The 23,737-nt window shown below is 38.5% G+C and carries 22 protein-coding genes, 1 tRNA gene and 6 pseudogenes; 15 read left to right on the top strand and 14 right to left on the bottom strand.

Annotated elements, in window-relative coordinates:
* The first annotated feature begins 50 nt into the window (after nucleotides 1–50).
* From pds to AAZO_RS13710, 4 genes are all read left to right on the top strand, one after another.
* On the top strand, nucleotides 51–1,490 hold the full coding sequence (gene pds, locus AAZO_RS13725; RefSeq protein ID WP_013191724.1) for a 15-cis-phytoene desaturase: 1,440 nt from the start codon (nucleotides 51–53) through the stop codon (nucleotides 1,488–1,490).
* Nucleotides 1,474–2,406, top strand: coding sequence for a 15-cis-phytoene synthase CrtB (crtB, locus tag AAZO_RS13720; protein ID WP_013191723.1), 933 nt, complete (start codon nucleotides 1,474–1,476; stop codon nucleotides 2,404–2,406). Before pds ends, crtB begins: the two co-directional genes overlap by 17 nt.
* A gap of 130 nt (nucleotides 2,407–2,536) precedes the next feature.
* A tRNA-Ser gene (locus tag AAZO_RS13715) sits at nucleotides 2,537–2,628 on the top strand.
* Nucleotides 2,629–2,833: 205 nt separating this feature from the next.
* On the top strand, nucleotides 2,834–4,156 hold the full coding sequence (locus AAZO_RS13710; protein WP_013191722.1) for an ABC transporter substrate-binding protein: 1,323 nt from the start codon (nucleotides 2,834–2,836) through the stop codon (nucleotides 4,154–4,156).
* A gap of 186 nt (nucleotides 4,157–4,342) precedes the next feature.
* On the opposite strand, the gene AAZO_RS13705 is transcribed toward AAZO_RS13710, so the two are convergent.
* The gene (locus AAZO_RS13705) at nucleotides 4,343–5,053 is read right to left on the bottom strand and encodes a hypothetical protein (RefSeq protein ID WP_013191721.1); all 711 of its coding nucleotides are present in this window, start codon (nucleotides 5,051–5,053) and stop codon (nucleotides 4,343–4,345) included.
* 354 nt (nucleotides 5,054–5,407) lie between these two features.
* Between AAZO_RS13705 and ygfZ the strand changes: the two genes are divergently transcribed.
* Nucleotides 5,408–6,388 carry a CAF17-like 4Fe-4S cluster assembly/insertion protein YgfZ gene (ygfZ, locus tag AAZO_RS13700; protein ID WP_013191720.1) on the top strand — a complete coding sequence of 327 codons (981 nt, stop codon included), beginning with the start codon at nucleotides 5,408–5,410 and terminating at the stop codon, nucleotides 6,386–6,388.
* 149 nt (nucleotides 6,389–6,537) lie between these two features.
* Here ygfZ and AAZO_RS13695 read toward each other — a convergent pair whose 3' ends face one another.
* On the bottom strand, nucleotides 6,538–7,275 hold the full coding sequence (locus AAZO_RS13695) for a DUF5331 domain-containing protein (RefSeq protein ID WP_013191719.1): 738 nt from the start codon (nucleotides 7,273–7,275) through the stop codon (nucleotides 6,538–6,540).
* Between the two features lie 180 nt (nucleotides 7,276–7,455).
* Between AAZO_RS13695 and AAZO_RS38275 the strand changes: the two genes are divergently transcribed.
* On the top strand, nucleotides 7,456–7,878 hold the full coding sequence (locus AAZO_RS38275) for a hypothetical protein (RefSeq protein WP_041640440.1): 423 nt from the start codon (nucleotides 7,456–7,458) through the stop codon (nucleotides 7,876–7,878).
* Between the two features lie 213 nt (nucleotides 7,879–8,091).
* Nucleotides 8,092–8,355, top strand: a complete 264-nt coding sequence (locus AAZO_RS38270) for a hypothetical protein (protein WP_228371190.1) — start codon at nucleotides 8,092–8,094, stop codon at nucleotides 8,353–8,355.
* Nucleotides 8,356–8,454: 99 nt separating this feature from the next.
* Here AAZO_RS38270 and AAZO_RS35405 read toward each other — a convergent pair whose 3' ends face one another.
* Nucleotides 8,455–8,607 (bottom strand): hypothetical protein, encoded by a 153-nt coding sequence (locus AAZO_RS35405; protein ID WP_266889527.1) that lies wholly within the window; start codon nucleotides 8,605–8,607, stop codon nucleotides 8,455–8,457.
* Nucleotides 8,592–8,822, bottom strand: coding sequence for a helix-turn-helix domain-containing protein (locus tag AAZO_RS33830; protein WP_041640436.1), 231 nt, complete (start codon nucleotides 8,820–8,822; stop codon nucleotides 8,592–8,594). The genes AAZO_RS35405 and AAZO_RS33830 overlap by 16 nt, the downstream gene beginning before the upstream one ends.
* Before the next feature lie 412 nt (nucleotides 8,823–9,234).
* Here AAZO_RS33830 and AAZO_RS13675 point away from each other — a divergent pair, with 412 nt between their 5' ends.
* From AAZO_RS13675 to AAZO_RS13665, 3 genes and pseudogenes are all read left to right on the top strand, one after another.
* Nucleotides 9,235–9,804, top strand: a complete 570-nt coding sequence (locus AAZO_RS13675) for a hypothetical protein (RefSeq protein ID WP_228371189.1) — start codon at nucleotides 9,235–9,237, stop codon at nucleotides 9,802–9,804.
* A 285-nt stretch (nucleotides 9,805–10,089) separates the two neighbouring features.
* Nucleotides 10,090–10,407 (top strand): annotated as a pseudogene (locus tag AAZO_RS13670) (ISLre2-like element ISCst1 family transposase); the annotation flags it as partial.
* A 274-nt stretch (nucleotides 10,408–10,681) separates the two neighbouring features.
* Nucleotides 10,682–11,198, top strand: a pseudogene (locus AAZO_RS13665) (ATP-dependent helicase); the annotation flags it as partial.
* Here the strand turns inward: AAZO_RS13665 and csx18 are convergent.
* Nucleotides 11,167–11,334, bottom strand: a complete 168-nt coding sequence (gene csx18, locus AAZO_RS35400; protein ID WP_228371708.1) for a CRISPR-associated protein Csx18 — start codon at nucleotides 11,332–11,334, stop codon at nucleotides 11,167–11,169. The pseudogene AAZO_RS13665 and the gene csx18 overlap by 32 nt on opposite strands.
* 595 nt (nucleotides 11,335–11,929) lie before the next feature.
* Between csx18 and AAZO_RS43770 the strand changes: the two genes are divergently transcribed.
* Nucleotides 11,930–12,184 (top strand): transposase family protein, encoded by a 255-nt coding sequence (locus AAZO_RS43770; RefSeq protein ID WP_144031398.1) that lies wholly within the window; start codon nucleotides 11,930–11,932, stop codon nucleotides 12,182–12,184.
* A 195-nt stretch (nucleotides 12,185–12,379) separates the two neighbouring features.
* Here AAZO_RS43770 and AAZO_RS13655 read toward each other — a convergent pair.
* Nucleotides 12,380–13,489 (bottom strand): annotated as a pseudogene (locus AAZO_RS13655) (ISAs1 family transposase).
* Nucleotides 13,490–13,543: 54 nt separating this feature from the next.
* Here AAZO_RS13655 and AAZO_RS13650 point away from each other — a divergent pair.
* The 4 genes and pseudogenes from AAZO_RS13650 to AAZO_RS13640 all read left to right on the top strand — a co-directional run.
* Nucleotides 13,544–13,957 carry a transposase family protein gene (locus AAZO_RS13650; protein WP_081462785.1) on the top strand — a complete coding sequence of 138 codons (414 nt, stop codon included), beginning with the start codon at nucleotides 13,544–13,546 and terminating at the stop codon, nucleotides 13,955–13,957.
* 475 nt (nucleotides 13,958–14,432) lie between these two features.
* Nucleotides 14,433–14,579, top strand: a complete 147-nt coding sequence (locus tag AAZO_RS35395; protein ID WP_013191716.1) for a hypothetical protein — start codon at nucleotides 14,433–14,435, stop codon at nucleotides 14,577–14,579.
* A 29-nt stretch (nucleotides 14,580–14,608) separates the two neighbouring features.
* Nucleotides 14,609–14,854, top strand: a pseudogene (locus AAZO_RS30365) (dynamin family protein); the annotation flags it as partial.
* 82 nt (nucleotides 14,855–14,936) lie between these two features.
* Nucleotides 14,937–15,814: pseudogene (locus tag AAZO_RS13640) on the top strand (dynamin family protein); the annotation flags it as partial.
* Nucleotides 15,815–15,846: 32 nt separating this feature from the next.
* On the opposite strand, the pseudogene AAZO_RS13635 reads toward AAZO_RS13640, so the two are convergent.
* From AAZO_RS13635 to hpsL, 8 genes and pseudogenes are all read right to left on the bottom strand, one after another.
* Nucleotides 15,847–16,431: pseudogene (locus AAZO_RS13635) on the bottom strand (Uma2 family endonuclease).
* 129 nt (nucleotides 16,432–16,560) lie between these two features.
* Entirely contained in the window at nucleotides 16,561–17,199 is a 639-nt protein-coding gene (locus AAZO_RS13630) for a peroxiredoxin (RefSeq protein ID WP_013191715.1), read from the bottom strand.
* 125 nt (nucleotides 17,200–17,324) lie between these two features.
* Nucleotides 17,325–18,506 carry a hormogonium polysaccharide biosynthesis glycosyltransferase HpsP gene (gene hpsP / locus AAZO_RS13625; protein ID WP_013191714.1) on the bottom strand — a complete coding sequence of 394 codons (1,182 nt, stop codon included), beginning with the start codon at nucleotides 18,504–18,506 and terminating at the stop codon, nucleotides 17,325–17,327.
* 2 nt (nucleotides 18,507–18,508) lie between these two features.
* Nucleotides 18,509–19,684, bottom strand: a complete 1,176-nt coding sequence (gene hpsO / locus AAZO_RS13620) for a hormogonium polysaccharide biosynthesis glycosyltransferase HpsO (protein ID WP_013191713.1) — start codon at nucleotides 19,682–19,684, stop codon at nucleotides 18,509–18,511.
* A 125-nt stretch (nucleotides 19,685–19,809) separates the two neighbouring features.
* Nucleotides 19,810–20,790, bottom strand: a complete 981-nt coding sequence (hpsN, locus tag AAZO_RS13615; RefSeq protein ID WP_013191712.1) for a hormogonium polysaccharide biosynthesis glycosyltransferase HpsN — start codon at nucleotides 20,788–20,790, stop codon at nucleotides 19,810–19,812.
* 44 nt (nucleotides 20,791–20,834) lie between these two features.
* Nucleotides 20,835–21,317, bottom strand: a complete 483-nt coding sequence (locus AAZO_RS38265; RefSeq protein WP_266885001.1) for a glycosyltransferase — start codon at nucleotides 21,315–21,317, stop codon at nucleotides 20,835–20,837.
* 49 nt (nucleotides 21,318–21,366) lie between these two features.
* Nucleotides 21,367–21,993, bottom strand: a complete 627-nt coding sequence (locus AAZO_RS38260; protein WP_228371188.1) for a hypothetical protein — start codon at nucleotides 21,991–21,993, stop codon at nucleotides 21,367–21,369.
* A gap of 93 nt (nucleotides 21,994–22,086) precedes the next feature.
* The gene (hpsL, locus tag AAZO_RS13605; RefSeq protein ID WP_013191711.1) at nucleotides 22,087–23,712 is read right to left on the bottom strand and encodes a hormogonium polysaccharide biosynthesis protein HpsL; all 1,626 of its coding nucleotides are present in this window, start codon (nucleotides 23,710–23,712) and stop codon (nucleotides 22,087–22,089) included.
* Nucleotides 23,713–23,737: the final 25 nt, after the last annotated feature.

The raw sequence follows: 23,737 nt of genomic DNA, 5'->3' as shown, positions 1-23,737 counted from the left end.
TAATGAGAACAAGAAAACAATTAAGAAATATTGAAGAACAGTAGGTTGAAATGCGAGTAGCGATCGCCGGTGCCGGTCTAGCAGGACTTTCCTGTGCAAAATATCTCACAGATTTAGGTCACACTCCCATTGTCTTGGAACGCCGAGACGTAGTGGGCGGCAAAGTGGCAGCTTGGAAGGATGCTGATGGAGACTGGTACGAAACAGGACTGCACATTTTTTTTGGGGCTTATCCCAATATGTTGGAGTTATTTAAAGAACTAGACATTGAAGATCGTTTGCAGTGGAAAGAACACGCAATGATCTTCAATCAGCCAGAAGCACCAGGTACATACAGCCGCTTTGATTTTCCAGATATACCCGCCCCCTTAAATGGTGTGGTGGCAATTCTGGGCAACAATGATATGTTGACATGGCCTGAAAAAATTAGTTTTGGTCTTGGTTTAATCCCAGCCATGCTAAAAGGTCAAAAGTATGTGGAAGAAATGGATAAATACTCTTGGAGTGAGTGGTTAAAACTGCAAAACATTCCCCCCAGAGTAGAGAAAGAAGTTTTCATTGCTATGTCAAAAGCATTGAATTTCATCAATCCAGATGAAATTTCTTCGACGGTCTTGTTAACTGCCTTAAATCGGTTTTTACAAGAAAAAAATGGCTCAAAGATGGCGTTCTTGGATGGTTCACCTACTGAACGCCTGTGTCAGCCAATCATCAACTACATCACAGAACGCGGTGGCGAAGTACGATTAAATGCACCATTAAAAGAGATTCAACTCAACGAAGATGGCAGCGTTAAATCCTTCTTACTACGGGGTTTAGATGGGGCAGAAGATGAAGTATTTACAGCAGATATTTATGTATCTGCCATGCCTGTTGACCCTTTAAAGGTGATGTTACCTAAACCTTGGCAGGAAATGGAGTTTTTCCAAAAACTAGAAGGTTTGGAAGGTGTGCCTGTAATCAACGTACATTTATGGTTCGACCGGAAATTAACAGATATTGATCATCTGCTATTTTCCCGTTCACCCCTCCTCAGCGTTTATGCTGATATGAGTAATACTTGCCGTGAATATGCCAGTCCTGACCGTTCTATGCTGGAATTAGTTCTAGCGCCGGCTAAAGATTGGATATCTAAATCTGATGAGGAAATTGTTACTGCAACTATTACCGAGTTGGAAAAACTCTTCCCGCAACATTTTGGGGGAGATAACCAAAGCAAACTGCTGAAATATCACGTCGTGAAAACTCCACGTTCAGTTTACAAAGCCACACCAGGAAGGCAAAAACACCGTCCCTCTCAGCAAACTCCCATTTCTAACTTCTATCTGACTGGAGATTACACCATGCAACGCTACCTAGCCAGTATGGAAGGTGCCGTACTTTCTGGTAAGCTGACAGCACAGGCGATCTCGGAAGCACCACTGATAGCAAATTCCTCTGGCCTGCAAACGCTAACTCGACCGCCCGCAACGAATGCTGCAACTGCCTGATTCCCCCCCGCGCATGAAAACGCTGGTCTCTGTAGACGAGTCCTACAAACTTTGTCAGGAACTCACAGCCAAGTATGCCAAAACCTTTTACCTGGGTACATTGCTGATGAGTCCGGCAAAACGTCAATCTGTTTGGGCAATATACGCTTGGTGTCGCCGTACAGATGAATTAGTAGATGGCCCTGCATCTACTATAACCACGCCAGAAACCCTAGACCTATGGGAAAAGCAGCTGGAATCAATTTTTGCGGGACACCCATTAGACAATTACGATGTAGCTTTAGTAGATACACTCCAACGCTTTCATATGGATATTCAGCCCTTTCGGGATATGATTAACGGTCAGCGGATGGATTTATATCGCAGTCGTTATCAAACCTTTGAGGAGTTATATCTCTACTGCTACCGAGTGGCTGGTACTGTCGGCTTGATGTCAACCACGATTATGGGCATAGATACCAATATCTATACAGCACCATGGCATCAAGACCAACAACCTTATCTTCCTATAGAAGAAGCGATCGCATTGGGTATTGCTAATCAACTGACCAATATTCTTCGGGATGTCGGTGAAGATGCACGTAGAGGCAGAATCTACATTCCCCTAGAAGACTTGGCAAAATTCAACTACACGGAAGAAGACTTTTTTAAAAGTATTGTAGATGACCGTTGGCGTTCCCTAATACGCTTTGAAATCGACCGCGCCCGCAAATTTTATACCAAAGCCGATAGGGGAATTAGTTACCTAGCGGCAGATGCTCGTTGGCCTGTATGGTCTGCATCCATGCTCTATGGACAGATTCTAGATGTGATTGAACGCAATGATTATGATGTGTTCAATCAGCGTGCTTACGTCCCCCAGTGGAAAAAGTTACGTACCTTGCCAGCAGCTTGGATGCGATCGCAAGTGTTATAATCGGTCAATAGTTATTGGTCATTAGTCATTAGTTCAGTCGCAACCGACCACTGACCACTGACCATTGACCATTAACAAAATAACTATTGACCAAATCAAAAACATCTGATAATATTATTATCTATGACCTGGAGAGGTGGCTGAGTGGTCGAAAGCGGCAGATTGCTAATCTGTTGATGGAATCGTAAGGTCCATCCGAGGGTTCGAATCCCTCCTTCTCCGTTTTTAGCTGAGATGTAAAATATATATTTCGTATAGAATGTATTTTGTGTTTTAATATATAAATTAATATTTATTTAGGCATATATACTTCCACTCGGTGATGTTATTATTTAGGCTTTGTAGCCTTGATAGGATTGATCTGGATTTAAAACCTAGTATTATCCTACTTTCAAGCTGCTGAACATCCCAGGAGTGAAAGTTATCCATGTCGAAAATTAGTGTTTCCCTCGCTTTGAGTTTAGTTACCCTAGCCAGTGGCTTTTTCATGGACGCTTGTGAAAATACCACCACCACAACTAACCAAACACCCGATGGAACTGCCGCTACCACAGCAGCGAACACCACAAAAATAGGTAATGCCAAAGGATTAAAAATTGGTAGTTTGTTACCAACAACTGGTGACTTAGCTTCCATCGGTCAGCAAATGGTAGGTTCATCTCCTCTTCTGGTAGAAACCGTTAACGCTTGCGGGGGTGTAAATGGAGAGAAAGTGAGTCTAGTAGAAGTAGACGACCAAACAGACCCCAAAGCTGGTGCTGCGGGTATGACCAAATTAGCTACCGTGGATAAAGTGGCTGGTGTAGTTGGTTCTTTTGCCAGTAGCGTTTCCACTGCGGCTATCTCTGTAGCTACACCCAATAAAGTCATGCTGGTTTCCCCTGGTAGCACCAGTCCCGTATTTACCGATAAAGCGCAAAAAGGTGATTTTAAAGGTTTTTGGACGCGGACTGCTCCCCCAGATACCTACCAAGCATTAGCTTTAGCTCAACTTGCTAAGAAAAAAGGTTTTAAAAGAGTTTCCACCGTCGTGATTAACAATGACTATGGTGTAGGTTTTGAAAAAGCATTTGTACAAACTTTTGAAAAACTAGGTGGCACAGTGGTTAATAAAGATAAACCCGTCCGCTACGACCCCAAAGCCCAAACCTTTGATACTGAAGCCGGTGCCACTTTTGCTGGTAAACCAGATGCAGTCTTGGCTGTGATGTACGCTGAAACAGGAAGTTTATTCCTCAAAGCTGCCTACCAACAAGGTTTGGCGAAGGGAGTACAAATTATGCTCACAGATGGAGTCAAATCAGATAGTTTCCCCGAACAAGTAGGTAAAAGTCCTGACGGCAAATATCTTCTGTCGGGTGCTATTGGTACAGTTCCCGGTTCTGATGGTAAAGCATTAGCGGCTTTCAAAAAACTTTGGCAAGAGAAAAAAGGCGGTTTACCAGGAGAATACGCACCTCAAGCTTGGGATGCAGCTGCTTTGTTAATCTTGGCAGCACAAGCGGCTAAAGAAAATACTGGCGTTGGTATTGCTGGTAAAATCCGGGAAGTAGCTGGTGGAGAAGGGACAGAAGTAAGTGATGTGTGTGAAGGACTGAAACTCTTAAAAGAGGGTAAAAAGATTAATTACCAAGGTGCAAGCGGTAACGTAGATGTTGATGCTAATGGTGATGTCGTTGGTGTCTACGATGTGTGGACAGTAGGAGACGACGGCAAAATTAAGGTAATTGACAAAGTTAGCCCTAAATAGAAGGTCTAGGAGTGTAGGGGGAAATATGATTTTTCTTTTGCCTCATTTCACCTGTCACCTATTCCCCAATACGGTTCAGATAATCCTCCCCTGCATCCCCAGCTTGCCTAAACAGATAATTTTCCTGAACCCGTATTTGACCTATTCCCCATTCCCACCGCTGTCTTAGTCACTGGTGGTTATGCTTTAAAAGCCGCTGAAGTTGTAACCTACACCGACTAATAAACCGACATCAGTTTGATCGAAAAATCCCGCGTTTACAGCTGCTGTGGCGGTAAATCTGTTGTTGAGGGGTATATCAACACCACCAGTGACTAAGACAGCGGTTTCAGAGTTATCACCTGTTTTTAGGGCTACACCTACTCCCACATACGGAGCGATAGGGAGGGATTCAGTAAATGCATCTCCCAGTGACTGAAAGGAAAAGTCGTAGGTGACAGGAATCAAAAATGTCGTATTGTCGCCTAATATGCCTGAGGGTCTTAGAGATAAAGACCTTGTGAAACCAATTTTGCTGATGACTGTAAAGTTACCGTCAGCTAAGGATGAATTCCCACCACTTAAACCAACATTGCCGCCTACTCCAATGTAGCTGCTACCACCACGGGTAGGTCTTGCTAAACTCACATCTGCTTGGGCTACTTGATTGGGCTGTTCTGTGTCTTCTGTTAGCATTATTGATGAAGTAGCTACTGTCCCTGGAACGGGTATCATGGTGCGATCGCCAATTTCCTCGGCGGTGGGACTGGGAAATTGCTGAAGTTCAGCAGCTTTGTTCGCTGTGGGTTCTCCACTCGCTTGAATTTCAAGCGTTACAGCGTTTGCGGACAGGCTACTACTTATAACTGCAAGGGTAGCTAGACTTGGCAAACAAAAAAGATTTGTACGTAGAGACATAATATTCACATTCACTCCTACAAGAATTGTGAAGACAACAAAATAATGATTGCTGTGGATTTAATGTAGCAAATTTGAGCAATACTCAACATTCAACACCAAAAAATCGTTTCTTACATCTTTATTTTGACGTATGCAATTTGGTCATGAGCAATTATTAAATGCTGGAGGTGACAGGAGGCAAAAGAACAATCCTATTTCGGTTATATAAAACCTACACCCTGTTTTCGGTCAATATAGGAATCCGATTTGATTACTATAGTTTCTTTAAACCAAAACAAGTTGAATCGTCAAACTCTTGTTTGCTAATATTTTTGTTGCGAAAACATTGAAACAGGGTGACTGTTGATCACTATGCCAACATCTGCAATTGACGGTAAAGACACAGCAGCTATTCAAACAGCAAGAGAAGGGGTGGTTGTGTGCGATCGCTCTGAATGGGGAATCATCCGTGTAGCGGATGATGATCGTCTGCGGTTTTTACATAACCAGAGTACAAACGATTTCCAACGTCTCAAACCGGGAGAAGGCTGTGATACTGTCATGGTGACATCCACTGCCAGGACAATTGATTTAGTCACTGGTTATGTTTTAGATGATGCTGTCTTCCTGTTGGTTTCACCTGGTCGTCGTCACTTTTTACTGCAATGGTTAGACCGTTATATTTTCTTTACGGATAAGGTGCAGTTAACGGATATCACCGAAGACACTGGTACTTTTAGCCTCATCGGACCCGGTAGTGATGCCATGATTGAGAAGTTGGGTGCTGGCTCACTCATTGGTCAACCCTATGGTAGTCATATCTTGGTGGATGGGTTAAGAGTGGCTGTGGGTAGCGGTTTGGCTTTACCTGGATATACCCTAATTTTCCCGATCGCTCAGAAACAAAAAATTTGGGAGCAAATATTAGAATATGGTGGGTTAGAGTTGAGTGATCGCGGTTGGGAAATGTTGCGAATATTACAAGGTCGTCCTGCACCAGATTTAGAACTGACTGATGATTATAATCCGCTAGAAGTCGGTTTATGGCAGACAGTTTCCTTCAACAAAGGCTGCTACATCGGTCAAGAAACCATTGCCAGATTAAACACCTACAAAGGTGTAAAACAATATCTTTGGGGAATTCGCCTCAATGCGCCCGTAGAACCAGAAACCATAATTACTATTGGAGATGAAAAAGTTGGTAAACTTACCAGTTATACAGAAACTCCAGATGGTCACTTTGGACTAGGGTACATTCGTTCTAAAGCAGGTGGAGTAGGTTTAAAAGTGCAAGTAGGAGAAACTGCGGGAGAAGTCGTTTCCATCCCGTTTGTTTCTCACGAGTATCCGTAGCAGGATCAGTTATCAGTTATCAGTCACAGCAGATTGGAGTTCAATGAAGTACAGAATCTAAGTTGAAACCTAGACAGCAAGAGAGTTTTACTCCTGACTCCTGACTCCTGCTGTATCAGTTATCAGTTATCAGTTCACTGTACACTGTCTTATTTTACACCTTGACAAAACTCATCAATCCAAGAAGGTAAACTACGGGCATTACTACCAGATGAGATAGGAGAAAGGTCTTTGACTGGGATGGTCGTAAATTGACCATTGTGATTAAGTTCTTTGAGGGAAGTGGGAACTTGTTTAGTAATAGTGAGCGATCTCTTGGGTGTTTGTTCCCGTCCCACTCCAGAAAGCGGTTTGGCTGGAGAATGGTCATTCATTGGTGTGGCTAATCCTACCGCTGAAACAGTTTGGTGCTTTTGTTCCACACCTGACGTAATCCTTATTAATACCTGTTTATTGTCCTGGGGCGCTCTGGAATGGGGCTTTTGTGATACCAAAGTCTTGACAGAAGCAGGACGATTACTTTGTGCTAAGGGTGTATCGACAAGGGCAATCTTAGCGGGAGGCTTACTGACAATCTGATTTTTAGCCTGGGTTTTCGTTAAAGAACGCTCTGATTTTAATAATCGGAACTCTTCATCAGGATTAAAGTGAAGACCCAAAGCCGCGACTATTTGATCAGGATTATTATTCAAATCCAGGATAAAAGGAAGTATTTGCTTTAACTGCGGTTCTAAAACAGACAGAGTTGCCAAAATATAACCAGACGAAGGTCGTCGGACACCATTATAGGAACGCCAAATTTTCATTTTGACTAGCCAAGGACGGTTTTCCTCGCAGTAACCCAGCCACTTCAGTTTTAAAGATTGACGTAGCTGCTGAATGTCCATCAGTTGCCTCACTTCAGTGAACAATAGTGCAGTATTTAGTATATTTTTAATTTTAGGTTGTTCTATCTAGGCCAGATGCCTAAAAATGGTGTCAATTAATTATTACCATGTTCGACTCAGCCTCTAATAGTACAAATATCTAGGCCAGATGCCTAAAAATGGTGTCAATTAATTATTACCATGTTCGACTCAGCCTCTAATAGTACAAAACTACAGGCACAACTAGCCAGGAAATACTTTGAGTTACATCCTTCTGCACAAAAGATGATCCAGTTGTTTTCGGTAATTTATGCACCAATAGACAAAAATTCATTCATAAGTTGTCTCAGTAGAATTGGTGCGTTACATGAAAACAATAAACCTTGGGTGACTAAAACCCTCAGTCGCCAAATTGATAAATTGTTAACAGCAGGTTTGTTAGTACAGAAAAGCAGAACAGACCCTGAATGTCACCAGCTACTCACAGAAATTGCTACTCGTCATGCTGTACAAACAGGACAATTCGATATACTAGTTATAGTAGTAGAAGAAAATCTATCAATACAAACTCACTGGCAAAATGGATCTCGGGTTTTTTACTATCTGCGTCAGTGTGTTAGATAAATCCGCATTGGTCTTTATCGTCAAGACCCTGGCTTTATTAATAAGCAAATTTAAGATTACCATAAATATAGTTATAGCGAAGAAAAAATAGTTATAGAAAATCTCTTAGAGCAAATATGTAATAACCACTTTGATGCAGATTGGTTTAAAACCCTACCACTAGGATTATATGAAAGTAGCATATCTAGTATGCTCCTCAATTCAGCATTGAAATTGTCTGAATCCGAAGATGCCTTTGCATTACTGGAAGAAGAATATTATGAACCTGGGAAATATTCCTCAGATTATCTGCATCTGATTTTGACAGAACAAATGCTGTTAAGAGGTTGTACCGAAGATGCACAAGATTGTTTGGAGAGGATATCCGAAGAATATCAAGATAACGCCGCCGTCTTTTGGGGTTGGTTGAGTTTTCTGCGGGTAAATATTAGAGAGGTCCGGAAATTTAGAAAGGAGTATGTGTGTGGCTTTCCATAGTGTTAAGATTAGGAAGGAGCCAAGGAAAGAATCAGGGTTGGCAATAGGTACGGATAGTTCCTATCCATGAAGATGTTGATAACTAATTTATAACTGACCTCATATCCATAACATGTATGAAATGGGCAAAACTAATGAACCAATTCCTAATGTGACTAAACCACAAATAGTAAGAATTACTTGTGAGTAAATTGGGGAATTCAGGCGAAATCTTTCTTGAGGTACCCGGAATGTTTTTACAAGTCTAATGATGACCTGTTCAACAACAATACCCTTGGTGGAAAACTCTTTGTTTCCTGCCTTTTGTTCTGAGTCGCCATAGCATAATCGCTATCATGTTTTTCTACCTGTTCAAGGAGACTAGCAGGGAAAACATTTCCTAATATCTCTAGTGAGTAATGAAATGTGTCCTTTGCTTCCGTTTTCCATATACCGAAATGCAAACCTAAAACCTCAAATGTTGGCATTTTCCTCCAATAGCACAAGCATAGACATACCTGTTGTTTTATCTCTAGTTTCCCTTTCCCCCCTCCTCCTTTCTGATTTATACCTATCTTTTTACTTTCTATCTCACCTTGAAGTTTTTTATGCTACATCTCAGTTCGGGCTAACAAGTCTTGAAACTGATGGTTAGTTATTCCCAGTATTTGTTTTGTACAATGTGGATATTCTTGAATATAGTTAATTTAGTGGATTTTTCCTTTTGGTACACCCTCAAAATTCCCTTCTACCATTTTTTTGACACCAAGTTAATTTTCCTGACAGGTCTATTATACAGATGCCCTCAAACGCCTGAAAAAAGCCAAGGGCAAACGCCAAATATATTTTAATACAATGGGCTGTTTATTTTTTATTCTTGCCTTGTTAAAAGATGTTTCAGTGCAACGCCTGCGGGAAGCAGAAGATTACACCATTTTAATGTCTCGTCAATCAGATCATTTTCTTGGGTTTATTTATGCCAGACTGAAAATGATACTGCAAGTCCAGCAAGGTGATATCACCCAAAAAGAATTTATAGTCAGCCCCCATATTTCATCTGTGGAAGAAGAAAATAGTTTTCAAACATTATTTTGTTCTTTGTGCCTTTACTGGATGAATGCTGAAAGTCCCAAAAAACCCTTACCTAATTTATTAGAACCATTGTATCGGAGAGCGATCGCATCCGATCATCACTGGCTGGCAATGGAAACCCCAGAACTCTTATCCCGACTCAAACCCAGTAGTAACTACAAGCAACAAGCAGAGGTACTTCGAGAAGATAGTAATATTCAAACCATCGTAGACCTCATGGAGCCCCAGGAAGCGTGGAAAGTTTGTCTCAATGCCCTGGTAAATCTCCACAAAGAAGCACAAACAACAGGAAAAGCCGAGTCAGAACTGCGTTTAGCATGGTTCATTACGGGAGCAACGCGATTTTATGAGGTTGGCCAAAACGTGTGCGATCACTAAACCCAAAACAGGCATCGATAAAAATCATTTACCGTGCTATCGAAGTATTGTATATATATGTATCAGATGAAATTACCTAAGTAGATTTATCAGATGAGAGAAATTGAGACAGACTGGTATTCTGGTCAAAAAAAAGGTAGGATTTCCAAATAAAAAACAGGGAACGCCTACCATTAATGACAAAAAATATATATTCAAGTCTTGATTTGACCAAATGTTTGAAAGATTTTCAAGAGTAAGTTAGGCAACTTTTAGAGAAGAAAAGATTAGAGAAGCTGCATTAATATGGATGAATTTATTGCTTCAGCAGTAGGAGAGCATTCTAAAACTCTGGTTAAAGAAAGAGATTATCTTTTACGTGCCTATTGGGAAGAACGTTTGAATTATGCTGAAGTTTTAGCCCGTAAATTACCTATTGGTAGTGGAGCTATGGAACGTTTAATCCGCCAAGTTGTCAATTTAAGAATGAAAGGAAACAGTAGATTTTGGTTAAAAGAAAATGCGGAAATTATGTTACATCTTCCTTGTCAATGGATAGCTGGAAGTTGGCATAATTTCTGTAATTCCATTTTTACCTCTTTTATGCATCTTCAAACCGTCTAATATTCTATACCTACAACTCCCATTTAACAGAATTTTCTATGCTAATCAATACCTGCTTATTTGATTACTGGCGTAAGCAGCTTATTCCCACTAGCCACAAATTATTGAATGCAAGTCTTCTGAGGATATTTTGAGAAGATACTTTGTCTTGCAATTTTATTTGCTTCATGTGATTTATTTTACTTTAATTCCAGAAAAATATTTTAGCGATGTCTGTGGTTAGCGTAGCTAAAAGCACACTTCTCGCCCCACCTCACAACATCGCGTTGCTCCCATCTGTAGTTGTATGGAAGCATATAATGATGGTTCTTATTACGGCAAAGTTGACTATGGCTTCAGTGAAAAAGCCATCTTGGCATTAATTGGACATCCATTAGTGTATTGGGAAGATACGCCTAATATCCGTCTAGAAATCGTCAAGGGAGAACCAGAACTGCTGGTTAAAAAAGAAAAATCAGGCCGTCTCACCTTGGAATTTTCCCCCAAAATCACAGAATCACAGAATATTCCGAATATTAAAGAAACTCCCACCCGCATAAAGGTCATTGAAATTACACCCGAACACCGACCCATAGCTGACATTCTGGGTAGGGACAATCAATTAAACGTACCCATCATTGCCCAAAAACAAGTTTTAGCAGCCATTAATGCCGTCTGTGGCATCCATCGTCAGCGTCCATTCTGATATTGGTGGAGAAGAAGTACCCGCCCAAACGATACGCCATATTCACCTCTTACCTGCCAATACCAGATTAAAAATCACCCTATTATCCCGTCCCTTTGGCCAAGGTGACTTACCATTAAACTACCCAACAACACCGATAAAGTGCAAATAATTACCGCCAATAAACCCAATGGCGCAATAATTAGCACAATCCAGGTAATTCCCCCATTCACAACCGCCACCAACCAACTACGGTAATGCATCAACCTCTTAGCTACAGACAGAGACATAATGAACCTGCCTTTTCAAATTCAACAGGTTCATTATGTCACCCTATAGAAGAGGCGTATTCCAATTTTTATATCCATGTTGAATAGACCTATCTTTAAAAGAAAGTTTGTGGGGAAATAAACAGAAAGAATGTAACTGTGTATATCAATAATGACAATTCCCCTAGAAAGAATAGAATTATACCCCCAGGAATCAAAAAGACTAATTGGGATTAAGAGTATGAAGACTTTATCACATTAGTAGCATTAGCAGAAAAAGGTATCTAGAGAAACAAGCAGAAATTGAAAAAAGAAAAATTCAGTTAATAGCGTCTGGAGGAGGACGTCAAGCAGAAATAACCCCAAAGGAGGGAGTATGTCTATGCCTAGCCTAGTAGACCTCAGACAGCAGCCAACATTTGAAATTCTATGATTATTGTTTGATCTATGGAGGACAAAAGCAAATAACACATTTAATTATTGGGTATAAATTCTGAGGGAAATTTTACCTGTCTCCCAAATAGAAGAAGCAAAAAAAGATGAACGAAAGTATCAAGAAATATGGGAAAGAGTGAGTGAGTATAAATGAATAATAGATAGTGGAGAAAAAGCTATAGAAAGACTAGGTGACTATCAAGAGCGGAAAAAATATTATTCAGGCAAGAAGAAAGTACACACTCTGAAAAATCAATTTATAGTATTGCCAGGAGGTGAAGATATAGTTGATATTTATATTGGAGAATTAGGTAATATAAGTGATATTTCCAGGGGAAACGCACCTTATTTCCTAATAAAAACTAATGAGGATTTTAAAATCATCTATATATATAAGTGCAAAGCTTGATGGATATATAAACAAAATCAATCACTTTTTTATTAAGCGATGAATTAGCTTATCTCCAATTGAATAACTCTTAGCTAAGGATAAATGAGCTAACTATTCATCCATAAATAAGTAAACTTATCTGTAAAAATAAGTAGAAGAAAATATTAAGTAAATTGTTGACAAGTTAGTTGAGGCTAAAGCTAAAACTCTTTCTCAAGAGTTATTATCCATTTCTGCCAAAAACTGTTTATTGTTTATCCCCCGCTTCACGGGGTTCTCTTTACCCAAAAGATCGACTGCTATCTGCCGCATTACTGCAAAGTTTTGTGGAGCATTATCTTTCCTAATCCGGCAGTCATCTTGTTTGAAAGCTACATCTAATACCCAATGCAATGAATTTTCTATTGCCCAATGGCTGCGGACAGAATTAGCCAATTGTTCTGTATTTGAGTCAAGACTACTAATAAAATAACCAGTCTCTACTGTTGTTTTATCATCCAGTTATCCGATAGATTCTACCATCCCAACACTTTTTAGATTTGACCAAACTGAATCAGGGTCAAGCTGAAACCCAATTCCAGGTAACATCACATAATTGCGGATCTCATGACGACCATGCCCTGTTTGTTCGGGTTTATATGTGCTATGTTGAAGCTCTTGAAAACCTGTACTTATCCCTGACTTAAATAGCTGTTCTACTGACTCATACAGATTACCTTGGTTCTTTTTTAAAGTAATTACATAATCTGCATTTTGTTGCGTAATTAACTTTACTATGTCTTTGTGACACCTGATGGCATCAATCCTGACAATACATCCAGCTAATTCTAAAACCTTTAATAATTCGGGAATTGCTGTAATTTCATTTGACTTCTCATGCACCTTCACCTGTCCCAACACTAATCTATTTGTAGTTGCCCATACACTTACCATTTGGATTGCACTCTAGTCACTATTTTTACCATGAGAACTACATAAAGTTTTCCCGTCAATTGCCACAACTTCACCATCCCTTATCTTATGTACTGATTTCATCCAGTTCAAGAAACAATTTTGAAATTTTTGCGGATTCAATTGTGCAAATACCCTTCCAAATGTGTCCTGGGACCGGAGCCCATTTCCTAGTTCTAAAAAGGTTTTTAACCACTTATATTTTGTGCAGCCATACAGTTCAATTGCCACCCAACTATCTGCTTCACAAATTACTGCACAAATTCCAATGGTAAGAATGTCAATTAACTTGTGTCGTTTCCTCCCCTCTACTCTTGGATCTTCCATCTGTGCAAGGTGGTCATTAATCGTGATTTTGGGCTTGAGCTTCACACTTTTTGGGACTTTCTTCTTCTACTTTTACAATGACTTTACCATCAGAGCCTCATTGGTCAACCTCCATATCATCAGCCCTCCCTACCTTTCTCGTTTCTTAATATATGTACCATATTTACATGCGTTCGCCCTGGCGATATTACACTATTTAGAAATAATCGCGAAAACCTAAATGCCAAACAAAGATTTTTGGGAGACAAAGCTTATATAGGAGAAGAATTTATTACCACACCTTATAAGAAGCCCAGAAAAGCTGAACTTTCAGAGATTCAAAAAGAACAAAATAAGAAAATATCATCAAGAAGAATTGGTGTTAAACATCTCATATGTAGAGTCAAAACTTTTCGATTGGCTAGTGATAGATTTCCTTTAGGTGGACATCGTTATAATCCGGTGATAATGGCAGTATGTGGATTAGTTAGGTTAGATCTAAATTATTCATTTATACTAAGTCATAATATTTGAATTATCAGCCTTTAGATTATCTTTTTTAGAAAGCTATGTTTCTCAAAACTTTTAGTAATTTTCATATTTTCATCCCCAAACCCTTATTTTTGCCTTCAGCCATAATTAGTGTTTCATCCCAGTTATACTTCGTGTAACGCTTTCACCGTAAGCTTTTTATCTTTTGTGGACAAGTCTAATGTACTTGAGTTATCCCCTCTCAAATTTTGCCGTATAGCTGAATCCATTCTCCATGTCTTACACTCCCCCAGGTCATCCAATTTTGGATTGATTCTACAGATATAGGACTTACGCAAGTGTCACAATCAAGTTTCTTGTAGGCTGCATCAGACCTAACATCCTCTAAATGAGTCAAAACAACTCTTCCCAGTTCGTCTGTTTACATAATTGAGGTTAAAACTGTGATTTTGCTCTTGGGTACAATTAACAGGGTAAGTTAATATATAAGGGTATTAACTACAGAGGTTGGATATAAATGACATCACCTGATGAACATAATAGAGAACTGCAACGTAAAGTTGAAATGCGACTTCGGGAAATGGAAGATAGAATCCATGCTACTGATACGCCTTTGTATGAAACTGAGAAATATCAACCAGAAAATTCTCAAAATCTGGGATGAAAAAATTGATTCTTGGTGCACTTTTGGTATCTCAAGTTGTTTATGATGCAGTCGAAGAATGTTTTGATGCTTATGAAGAAGAAGTCAGTCAACGCATTGATAATGATATCAATTCTCGTAAATCGGAGTTAGATAATCTCCTCAGACAAAAAACTACAGATGAAATTAATCGTTAAGCTGAATTCAGGCGGTTGAAAACTTTGCAGGAAGGTATTATTGAGCAACTACAAAAAATTCAATCTGCATACAGCAACTTATTAGCTTACTATAGCTAACTAAATTTAGAGACCCACAACAAGATCCCCGACTTCTTAAACAAATCGGGGATCTGAATACCAATTATTAAATCGAGGAAATATGCACCAAAAATATCAAAATTATAGTCAACTAATCCATTCTATTAAATCTGTTTGTAAATTAATGGATTTGAACCCGGAATCAACTCTATATAAAGATGTAATTGCTGTCTGCAATCATTTAAATAATCCTAATTGTCAGATTGCGGTATTTGGTATTTTTAATCATGCTCAATAAAATTTGTTAAATGCGATTTGCCAACATCGCATTTAACAAATTTTATTTAATACCGACTACTGGTGCTGCAATTCCTGTTAAATATGGTTCAACTCTCCGCACACGCATTATGTTGGTAGATGGGACAGAAGTCTATCGCACTGGAACAGGGGTTTTACAACAGTTTGCAGTTTTAGATGGAAATAGACAGATGAGAAAAGATGTTGCATCTGTTGAGGTTTTTTGTCCTGATTCCTTTTTAGAAAGGGGTGTAGAATTTGTATACTTACCGGGAACCAATGACATGACAGATTGTAGATTTACCAGTAACCAATGACAGAGAAGCACAGGATACTTTAGTGCGCGAGCGCTTACTAGAAACAGATTTAGTTATACAATTATTAGATGCTCGTAAATTGATGACTATAGGTGAACGGGAAAACTGACGAGATTGGTTATTAGAACGGGGGATTAAAACCGTTAATTTTGTTGCTAATTTCTTAAATTAACTCTAACCAGAAGAACAAAAACAAGTTTATAATCGTTTGTTATTTGTTGCAGAAAGTTTCCCTGTTGAACTACCAGTGGGTTTTAGTAACTTGTATAGAGTTGATGCTTTACCTGCTTTACGCGCTAGATTAAAAGGTGATGTAGCAGCAGCAAATAGTAGCAGTTTAGTAGCTTTTGAAACAGCTTTACAGAATATAGTTAGAATTTTACAACATCTAATATTTTAGATGATTATAATGGCTATTTACCGAATTTTACCCATATTCAAAACAAATCCCGGTAAAACACTTCCACAACTGACAGTATCAGGATCTTCTAAACATTTCTCTGTTTGTCCAGGACGATAAATATAAACTCGGCGATTTTTTCGGTCGATTAATAAGCCTAATTGTATTCCTGGTTCCTGGATATATTCTGTGATTTTATCTTTTAAAGGTTGCAAGTTATCAGAAGGCGATCCCAATTCAATGACAAAATCAGGACAAATAGGTGCAAACTACTTTTGTTGTTCTGGTGTGAGGGTATTCCATCTGTCTAATTGTATCCAGGAAGCATCAGGAGAAAGTTCTGCACCTGTGGAAAGTTTAAACTCTGTGCTGGAAGAAGAAGCAATACCTGTACCATCTTTTTCTGACCATACCCACAATTGTCCAAGGATGTTAATTTCTCGATTTCCTGTTTCTGAACCTGCTGGTGACATAATTGATATTTGTCCAAATCTATTTCTTTCAATGCGTAAGTCGCGGTTTAGGTGACAGAATTCAAAAAATTGTTCGTCTGTGATTGACATTGATGGTGGAAACTGAAAAACTAAAGGGGATGAAAGCATGGTTAGTTTCTCCTACTTTAGTGACCCAACTCATTTTATCTTATCGTTAGAGTTGTGAATATATATAAAAATGGTGGGTTACGCTATCGCTAACCCACCCTACGAAATGAATATTAATGTTACTGCAAATTATTTGTTAGGTTGGGGAGTCATCCGCAAATAAGGTTTGATTTCTTGATAACCTTTGGGGAATTTCTCTTTCAGAACTTCGGGATCTTTCAAGGATGGAACAATTACGCAGTCGTCACCATCTTTCCAGTCTGCTGGTGTAGCAACGCTGTAGTTATCTGTTAATTGCAAAGAGTCAATTACTCGCAATAGTTCATCAAAATTGCGTCCGGTGCTGGGGGGGTAGGTGAAAGAAAGACGCAGTTTTTTGTTGGGGTCAATGACGAATACGGAACGCACTGTGATGTTGGCAGCTGCTTTGGAGTGAATCATATCATAAAGGTCAGAAACCTTTTTGTCAGCATCTGCTAAAATTGGGTAATTGAGGGTGGTGCTTTGGGTTTCTTCAATATCTCCCACCCAGCCATTATGGGAGTCTACATTATCAACGCTGAGTGCGATCACTTTGACGTTGCGTTTGTCAAATTCTGGTTTTAACTTCCCAACGGTACCTAATTCTGTGGTGCAAACAGGTGTAAAGTCAGCAGGGTGAGAAAACAGCACTACCCAGCTGTCACCTGCCCATTCGTAAAAATTTATGTCGCCCTGTGTAGAGGCTTGAGTAAAGTTGGGTACTGTATCACCAAGATGGAGAGCCATGCTAGATTCCCTGTAATTAGAAAAGATAACTATTTTACTGTGCCATCATGACACAAAACGACTATTATCCCATCGAGATTGCGCTGTTTGCAACAAAATTTTAAATTTTTTAACTCTTGGTGACATTAAAATATAGTATTCTCAACCACAATTTCTCGGTAAGCTTGAATTACTTGTTGTGTGATCGCATCCCAACTAAAATGTTGTAAGGCGTATTTTTGGGCATTTAATCCCCGACGTTGACATTCTTGGAGATTTGACAACGCTGTTGTTAATAATCTCACTATTGATTCTACATCCGTTGTCCCCACCCAACCAGACTCACTATCTAACACCTGTTGATAAATATGCACTTGATCAGAAATAACCACAGGTGTTCCTGCTACCATCGCTTCTGCAACAGCAATACCAAAATTTTCATAGTATGACGGTAAAACAAATAAATCAGCAGTTTGCAATAAACTTATTTTTGCTTCACCAGTCACAAACCCAGTTATCGTAGTATGTGATTTTAACTGGGAATTTTCAATCTCAGATTTAATTTTTTGCTCATATATTGGGTCTTGGGGATTTGTACCCGCTAAAACAAAATGAAAATCCAAACCCTGTATTGATAATTTTTGTAATGCTGGAATTAATAATTCTAAACCCTTTTTTGGATCAATACGTGACATAAATAAAATTACGGGTTTATCATTATCAATACCAAACTTATTTCTAATATTTTCAGTATTATTTTCGGGAGGAATAACACCCAAAGGAATCACTAAATCTTTTGTACTTACTCCAAATCTTGATGATATTTTCGCCTCTTGTTCACTAGTAAAATGAATTCCAGATGCACCTGCTAAATTCCGACGTTCTAATAGTGCAACATAAAGCTGCTTTAATTGTTCTTTCTTCCTTAAATCAGATGGGTCAAGTGTTCCCAAAGGACGTAAAATATAAGGTAAACTTTGCTGACGACAGACAATAGCCGCTGCACTACTGATAGGAGAAAATAAAGCATGAATATGGGCAATATCGAAATATTGAGCGTTATTTTTCAAAAATTTTAATAAATCGAGAGAAAATTTATATCTACGAAATGGTGCACAGCGAAAATAAATGACTTCATAACCATCTTGTTTGATGGGAATATTTAAAGGAACATCCAGCGGCTTTTGACCATTATCACCATTACTATCAGTCGTCAAAATAGTGACTTCTACACCCGCTTTTGCTAATGCTGGTGCTAGTCCTAATACCATTTGACTAGGTCCACCATAAATCAGAGAAATAGAGGGGATAATTTGTAATGTTTTCATTATTAATTGTTGTTGATTAATTGTTCATAAAATTCTAATTGTTGTTTAGCTACAGCTTTGTTAGTATAATTTGCCATTGCTTTTCGATAACCCCTTTGTCCCAAATCATGAACTAAATCTGGATTTTCTATTAACTGCGATAAGCAATTAGACAAAGCCTGATCATCACCTTCAGGGAAGATTAAACCAGCATCACCAATGACATGAGGAATTTCCCCAGAGTTAGAACCAATAACGGGCACTTTACAAGCCATTGCTTCAATTAAAACATGACCAAATTGTTCTTTCCAACCTATAGCAGTCAGGGTTTTAAATTTATAAGTAGTTTCTGAAGTAAGAACCAAAGTATTCATTAAATTAATGTAATTGGCAACTTCATGATGAGGGACACTTTCTGCTATTGTTAGCCTATCTTTAATACCATTTTCAGTGGCTATTTTTAGTAATTCATCATGCAAGTCACCTCTACCTAACAGTAGCAATTTCCAAGATTTATCTTGTATATTTATCAAGGCTTGTAACAAAGTTAATAAACCTTTTTCTAGTACAAATCTACCAACAAATCCTACTATAAAATCATCTTGAAAAATTCCCAATTTAGTAGCTAATTCTGGTTGTGGATTAGGAGTAAAGAGTGTTTCATCTACACCCAACTGGGGTAAAACTTTAATTGCACCTTTATATCCTCGTTGACGTAAGATTTGAGCTCCATCTTGATTACCAGAAATAATTCCATGACTATGATTTAGGTTAAATTTTTCTAGTAAAGCAATTGGTAATTTTAATTCGTAGGGTAAATTCCACCAAGTAAAAAATACATTCTTAGCTTTTAATCCTAATAACTGATTTAAAATAATCATTTGTGTATAAGCCAAACCCCTAGAACCTTGTTCTACATGAATAATTTGGGGACGAAATTTTTGTAATAATCCAATTAAATCTGCACCAAAAGTGAGCAGTCCTTGATGATTTTGGCTAAAATTAGATATTGGCACTATTTTAAATCCATCTTCATCACGATATTCAGTTTCAATAATTCTATTTTGTACACCTCCAGGTTTCCATTTCTTGGGAACTACAACTGTAACTTCAATTCCTGGTTCTAGTTTTGCTAAAACCCGTAATTTTTCACAGTTCAGGTCTACTATATAGGTATGACCAGCAACTAAAATTCTCATGGTAGGATTTGAGGATAAATTTACGAATTTCCTTGAGAAATTTTAAAACATAAAAAATAGATAAACACAGAGACAATCATTTTTTTTATTATTTAATTTATCTGTGTTTATCTGCGGGCACAAAATTAAACTTGTTGATCTAAACGACTGTAAATTTGTCCATCATTCCATGCTGATTGAATCATAGTACCCACAGCTTTGAGAAAACCTAAGAAATAGAAAATACTGCGAGTGGCAACTTTAATGGGAGAAGCACTTTTATAACAAGGGGGATGTCCGAGAACGTGACAATCAAATAAACGTCCGTAAAGTCGTAAAGCTTGGGTAAAGGTAAGATTTTTTAGACCTAGTAGAAAATGATTGTGATAGAAGGTAAGTTGATATTGGAGCGATCGCATACTAATATCATGACAACCTCCAGTGTCTTCCCCTAAATGTACCAAATAAGCTTCCGGGTCATACCAAATTTCATATCCACTCTGCCGAAACCGTAAACAAAAATCTGATTCTTCCCGTACCGCACTACCCCGAAACCTTTCATCAAACTGAATTCCGTACTTGGTAAAAACTTCCCGACGGAAAGACATATTGCAACCTCTAGCAGTTAAAACTTGCTGAGGTTTAGTAGTATGTACTAAATCAATATGATACCAAGCAATACCAGGATCCATTGCTTCCGGGGGTAAATACTCAATTTCCAATTCTCCCCGAGAGTCCCCTAATTTCATTCTGTCAAATACCCTACCTGCAACCGCCCCTATTTTCGGGTTTTCCACATAATTCTTACCATGGGCAGCTAAAAAACCTGGTGTTAACTGTATATCGTCATCAATAAATAAAATAATCTCACCTGATGACCTCCGTACAGCATAGTTACGCGCCCCTGGTAAACTCGCCCAATCTAGGCTAAACAATTTAATTTTACCAGATGCTGCCATGTCTGCCAGGAAAGCTTTAGTTTCTGGTTCATGGGTTTGGGTTTGATCCACTACCAAAACTTCAAAATGGGGATAATCTTGTTTTAAGACATCAAGAATACTATCCTGTAGCAATTTCTCTCTTCGGTATGTAGGTATAACTACGGAAATTAACGGGTAATTATTCATAACGTTTGTTGGTTAAGATTGTATTGATTCATTGGATTCCAATGTTACTTGGCTGCTGCTGTATAGAGAAGATCAAATAATTCATTTTGTTTTTCGGCGTTATTGACGTTTTGGGCTTGGGCTAAAGCCCCGGCGCTTAAATATTCATAATGTTCTCGTTTATCTGATCTATCCAAAAATTTGATAATTTGTTCCAAAGCTGCTTCTGCTAAATAATCGTAAGTACCATTTAAAACTTCCCAATATTCCTCTGTTTGCAATTTTTCCCCATGTAGCCAATTTTTCCATTCTCTAGATTCATTTAGGGGTACTTCTAACAAGAATCCATTTTCACCCGGAGTAATTAATTCTGGTAATGCACATATATTAGTGGTAATTGCTGGTGTGGCTACAGAAAATCCTTCAGCAATGCTAAACCCATAACTATCTTGTAAAGTAGGCATGAATTGAAAATGACTTTTTGATAGTACATCAATCACTTGTTGATTAGGAAGACTTTTGTAGTAATTAACATTATCTAAATCCAATAACTTTAAATCTTCTGCATACTTGTTTCTATCAGGAAAATCTGTAGGTCTACCTGCACCAATACCCAGCCCTGATATAATATTTATTTATTTTGATATTTAAACCTAATGCTTTGGCTCTCTTAGCAACCCTTAAAGCCACAATTCCGCCTTTCCTAGCCAGATGATGACCTATGAAAACGAATTGGAGAGGTTGTTTTTCATCGTAAACTTTAGCATGGTTAACCCTGACAGGAAAGTTGGGATGAATCACGGTTAACTTTTGCTTAACTTTTTCTGCTATATTCCAATTTTCTATCTTTTTTGTGATGCGGAATTTAGCAAAACTTGACATAGCAATGATTTTTTTGCAGTTGTCTAGTACTAACCGATTATTTAAAATAGGGTAGACTGTAGATTCTAATTGATTTCTGGAATTGCTATATAAAGATAGATGGTCTTCAACTGTAAGAAACCAAGGTTTATTGGTATAGATAATTCTATTGAAAGAGTGAATTACTTCGTAGCCATCCCATATTGGTTGCCAAGGGATAAAGCCAGAGAAAGGTTTCCAGAGTTTTTCTATTGGATATCTGCCTGTAGGAAAATTTTTGGTTTTAATGAAAGTATGTCGAGAGTTCCTGGGCAAGTTGGGAGTGCTGATATGTTGTGTACCTGTGATAACTACTTTTACCATTTTTATCTCCTCTGATTTTCTCAAGAGTTAAATTTAGATTTTCTGATTTGTATTCTTCCTGATAATTTATATTCAGATATGTTCATATTTAGATTATTTTTGATACAGCCGTTTTTTCTGACCTTTGGTATTGATGGTTGTTTCTTCTGGCATTTCTTGTTTATCCAGAATTGGTAATTTGAATATTATTCCTGCACACAACCAATAATAAACAGCAACTGGATCGACATCTAGGGGGTAGTAGTAAGTATTGTAACTGATAAATAGTACGAACACCCACATACTAGCACCATAGGTTCGTAAGTTACGGTTTTTTATTGTGCGATATGTCTTAAAAGTAGCAACGGTTAGACTGGTGACAAAGACCAAAAAAGCCAAGACTCCGACAATTCCAACTTCATACAGCACTTTAGGATAGTAGGTTTCCACCAACTTGGTTGAACCAAATACACGGGCAGAGTTCGTAGCTCGACCTAAGCCGCTACCTATAGGAGTATCAACACTTTTCCAGTTTTCTTGCAATTGATCAACTATAAAGTGATGAGGTGGTGATGCATTCCATCGACCGATAAAACTGTTCATTCTGTCTTGTACGATAGTGGGATTAGCTGCCATTGCAATTACCAAAATTACAGCGAAAGCTCCTCCCAAGGGGATAACCTTTTTGAGGTTGACCAATGGACCAGTTAACAACAACAAAAGCGCGAAACATACTGGTACTAAAGCTAAGGCTATTCTTTGTCCAGAGATAACTGCGTTAAAAAAGACTAATCCTAAAGTAACCAAACTGATCAGCCGCCAAATAATAGATTTGTCGCTAAAAGTTGTAGCAAATGTAAAAAAGGTGCTGGAAATTAAGAACCATGCCCACTGCCAAGGGGCTACAAATGTTCCTGGTAAGCGAATTACTCCTTGTTCTGGTGTGTATAAGAGCGCACCACCAACTAAACACCGAGCATCAAGTGTTGCCTTAAATAAAGCGTCTCCTTCAACGCCTACCGTCCCTTTACATACTCCAATTGTGAGGAAGATAAATTGAATAACTCCCAAGATGCCGCAGACTAGTATGAGGAGAATCTGAAGGCGGGATAACAACCAAAAATCCTGCTGATTAAGAATTAGGTAATAGACGCAAGTAATTACAGGAAAATATCCTAGAAATACTTTTAATCCCAGAATTCCTATGCCTATAGGTATATCGCCACGAGCCGGATTTAACTGCTGTCCACCATTTATCATCACTAGGGTGAGGATAGAACAGCTAAGGAGAATCAAAAATGGGGTTTTGATGGATTGAGGAATAATGAAGGGTTGTTTTTGCTTTTTGCAACTTTGCCACAGAGCGATCACTACTGGAACATAGAAAGCATCTTTAGCTAGTTGAAGTACAGGACTGTTGCCCAAGAAGTAAATAATAGTACCGGCGAATGGTACATACATAACAAAGGCAAATAGAGCAGGTAGCGGGTTTTTATAACAAAGGGTAATGACTATGATACCTAATGCACCAGGAACTGCTAATTTAATTCCACCGACGAAAAATAGCAGCATTCCTAAAAATAGTCCGCTTCCTACCAGTTTGCCAACTAAGCTGGTCAACTCTTTACGTGCTATGGTGGCTTTGCGCTTTTGGGCTAACTCTTCTTTCAAGCTCAGGCGGGTTTTCTCTGGTGAAGATTGCTTTTTTCCACGCAGAGATTTCTGCTTTGTTTTTGCCATGACTTTTTTGGAAGATTTATGTTTC

The organism is 'Nostoc azollae' 0708 (genome assembly GCF_000196515.1).
In the GTDB taxonomy this organism is placed as follows: Bacteria; Cyanobacteriota; Cyanobacteriia; order Cyanobacteriales; family Nostocaceae; genus Trichormus_B; species Trichormus_B azollae.
The sequence above is the reverse complement of the archived record's forward strand: the minus strand, read 5'-3'. Positions and strand labels throughout refer to the sequence as shown.

Bases quoted from the DNA above. Each gene is read 5' to 3' on its own strand.
- AAZO_RS38260 (WP_228371188.1), bottom strand. From the start codon at position 21,993: ATGGTAAAAGTAGTTATCACAGGTACACAACATATCAGCACTCCCAAC.
- hpsN (WP_013191712.1), bottom strand. From the start codon at position 20,790: ATGAATAATTACCCGTTAATTTCCGTAGTTATACCTACATACCGAAGA.
- hpsL (WP_013191711.1), bottom strand. From the start codon at position 23,712: ATGGCAAAAACAAAGCAGAAATCTCTGCGTGGAAAAAAGCAATCTTCA.
- csx18 (WP_228371708.1), bottom strand. From the start codon at position 11,334: ATGCATTACCGTAGTTGGTTGGTGGCGGTTGTGAATGGGGGAATTACC.
- AAZO_RS33830 (WP_041640436.1), bottom strand. From the start codon at position 8,822: ATGCCAACATTTGAGGTTTTAGGTTTGCATTTCGGTATATGGAAAACG.
- AAZO_RS13630 (WP_013191715.1), bottom strand. From the start codon at position 17,199: ATGGCTCTCCATCTTGGTGATACAGTACCCAACTTTACTCAAGCCTCT.
- AAZO_RS13695 (WP_013191719.1), bottom strand. From the start codon at position 7,275: ATGGACATTCAGCAGCTACGTCAATCTTTAAAACTGAAGTGGCTGGGT.
- hpsO (WP_013191713.1), bottom strand. From the start codon at position 19,684: ATGAGAATTTTAGTTGCTGGTCATACCTATATAGTAGACCTGAACTGT.
- AAZO_RS35395 (WP_013191716.1), top strand. From the start codon at position 14,433: ATGACATCACCTGATGAACATAATAGAGAACTGCAACGTAAAGTTGAA.
- pds (WP_013191724.1), top strand. From the start codon at position 51: ATGCGAGTAGCGATCGCCGGTGCCGGTCTAGCAGGACTTTCCTGTGCA.
- crtB (WP_013191723.1), top strand. From the start codon at position 1,474: ATGCTGCAACTGCCTGATTCCCCCCCGCGCATGAAAACGCTGGTCTCT.
- AAZO_RS13710 (WP_013191722.1), top strand. From the start codon at position 2,834: ATGTCGAAAATTAGTGTTTCCCTCGCTTTGAGTTTAGTTACCCTAGCC.
- AAZO_RS38275 (WP_041640440.1), top strand. From the start codon at position 7,456: ATGTTCGACTCAGCCTCTAATAGTACAAAACTACAGGCACAACTAGCC.
- hpsP (WP_013191714.1), bottom strand. From the start codon at position 18,506: ATGAAAACATTACAAATTATCCCCTCTATTTCTCTGATTTATGGTGGA.
- ygfZ (WP_013191720.1), top strand. From the start codon at position 5,408: ATGCCAACATCTGCAATTGACGGTAAAGACACAGCAGCTATTCAAACA.
- AAZO_RS13705 (WP_013191721.1), bottom strand. From the start codon at position 5,053: ATGTCTCTACGTACAAATCTTTTTTGTTTGCCAAGTCTAGCTACCCTT.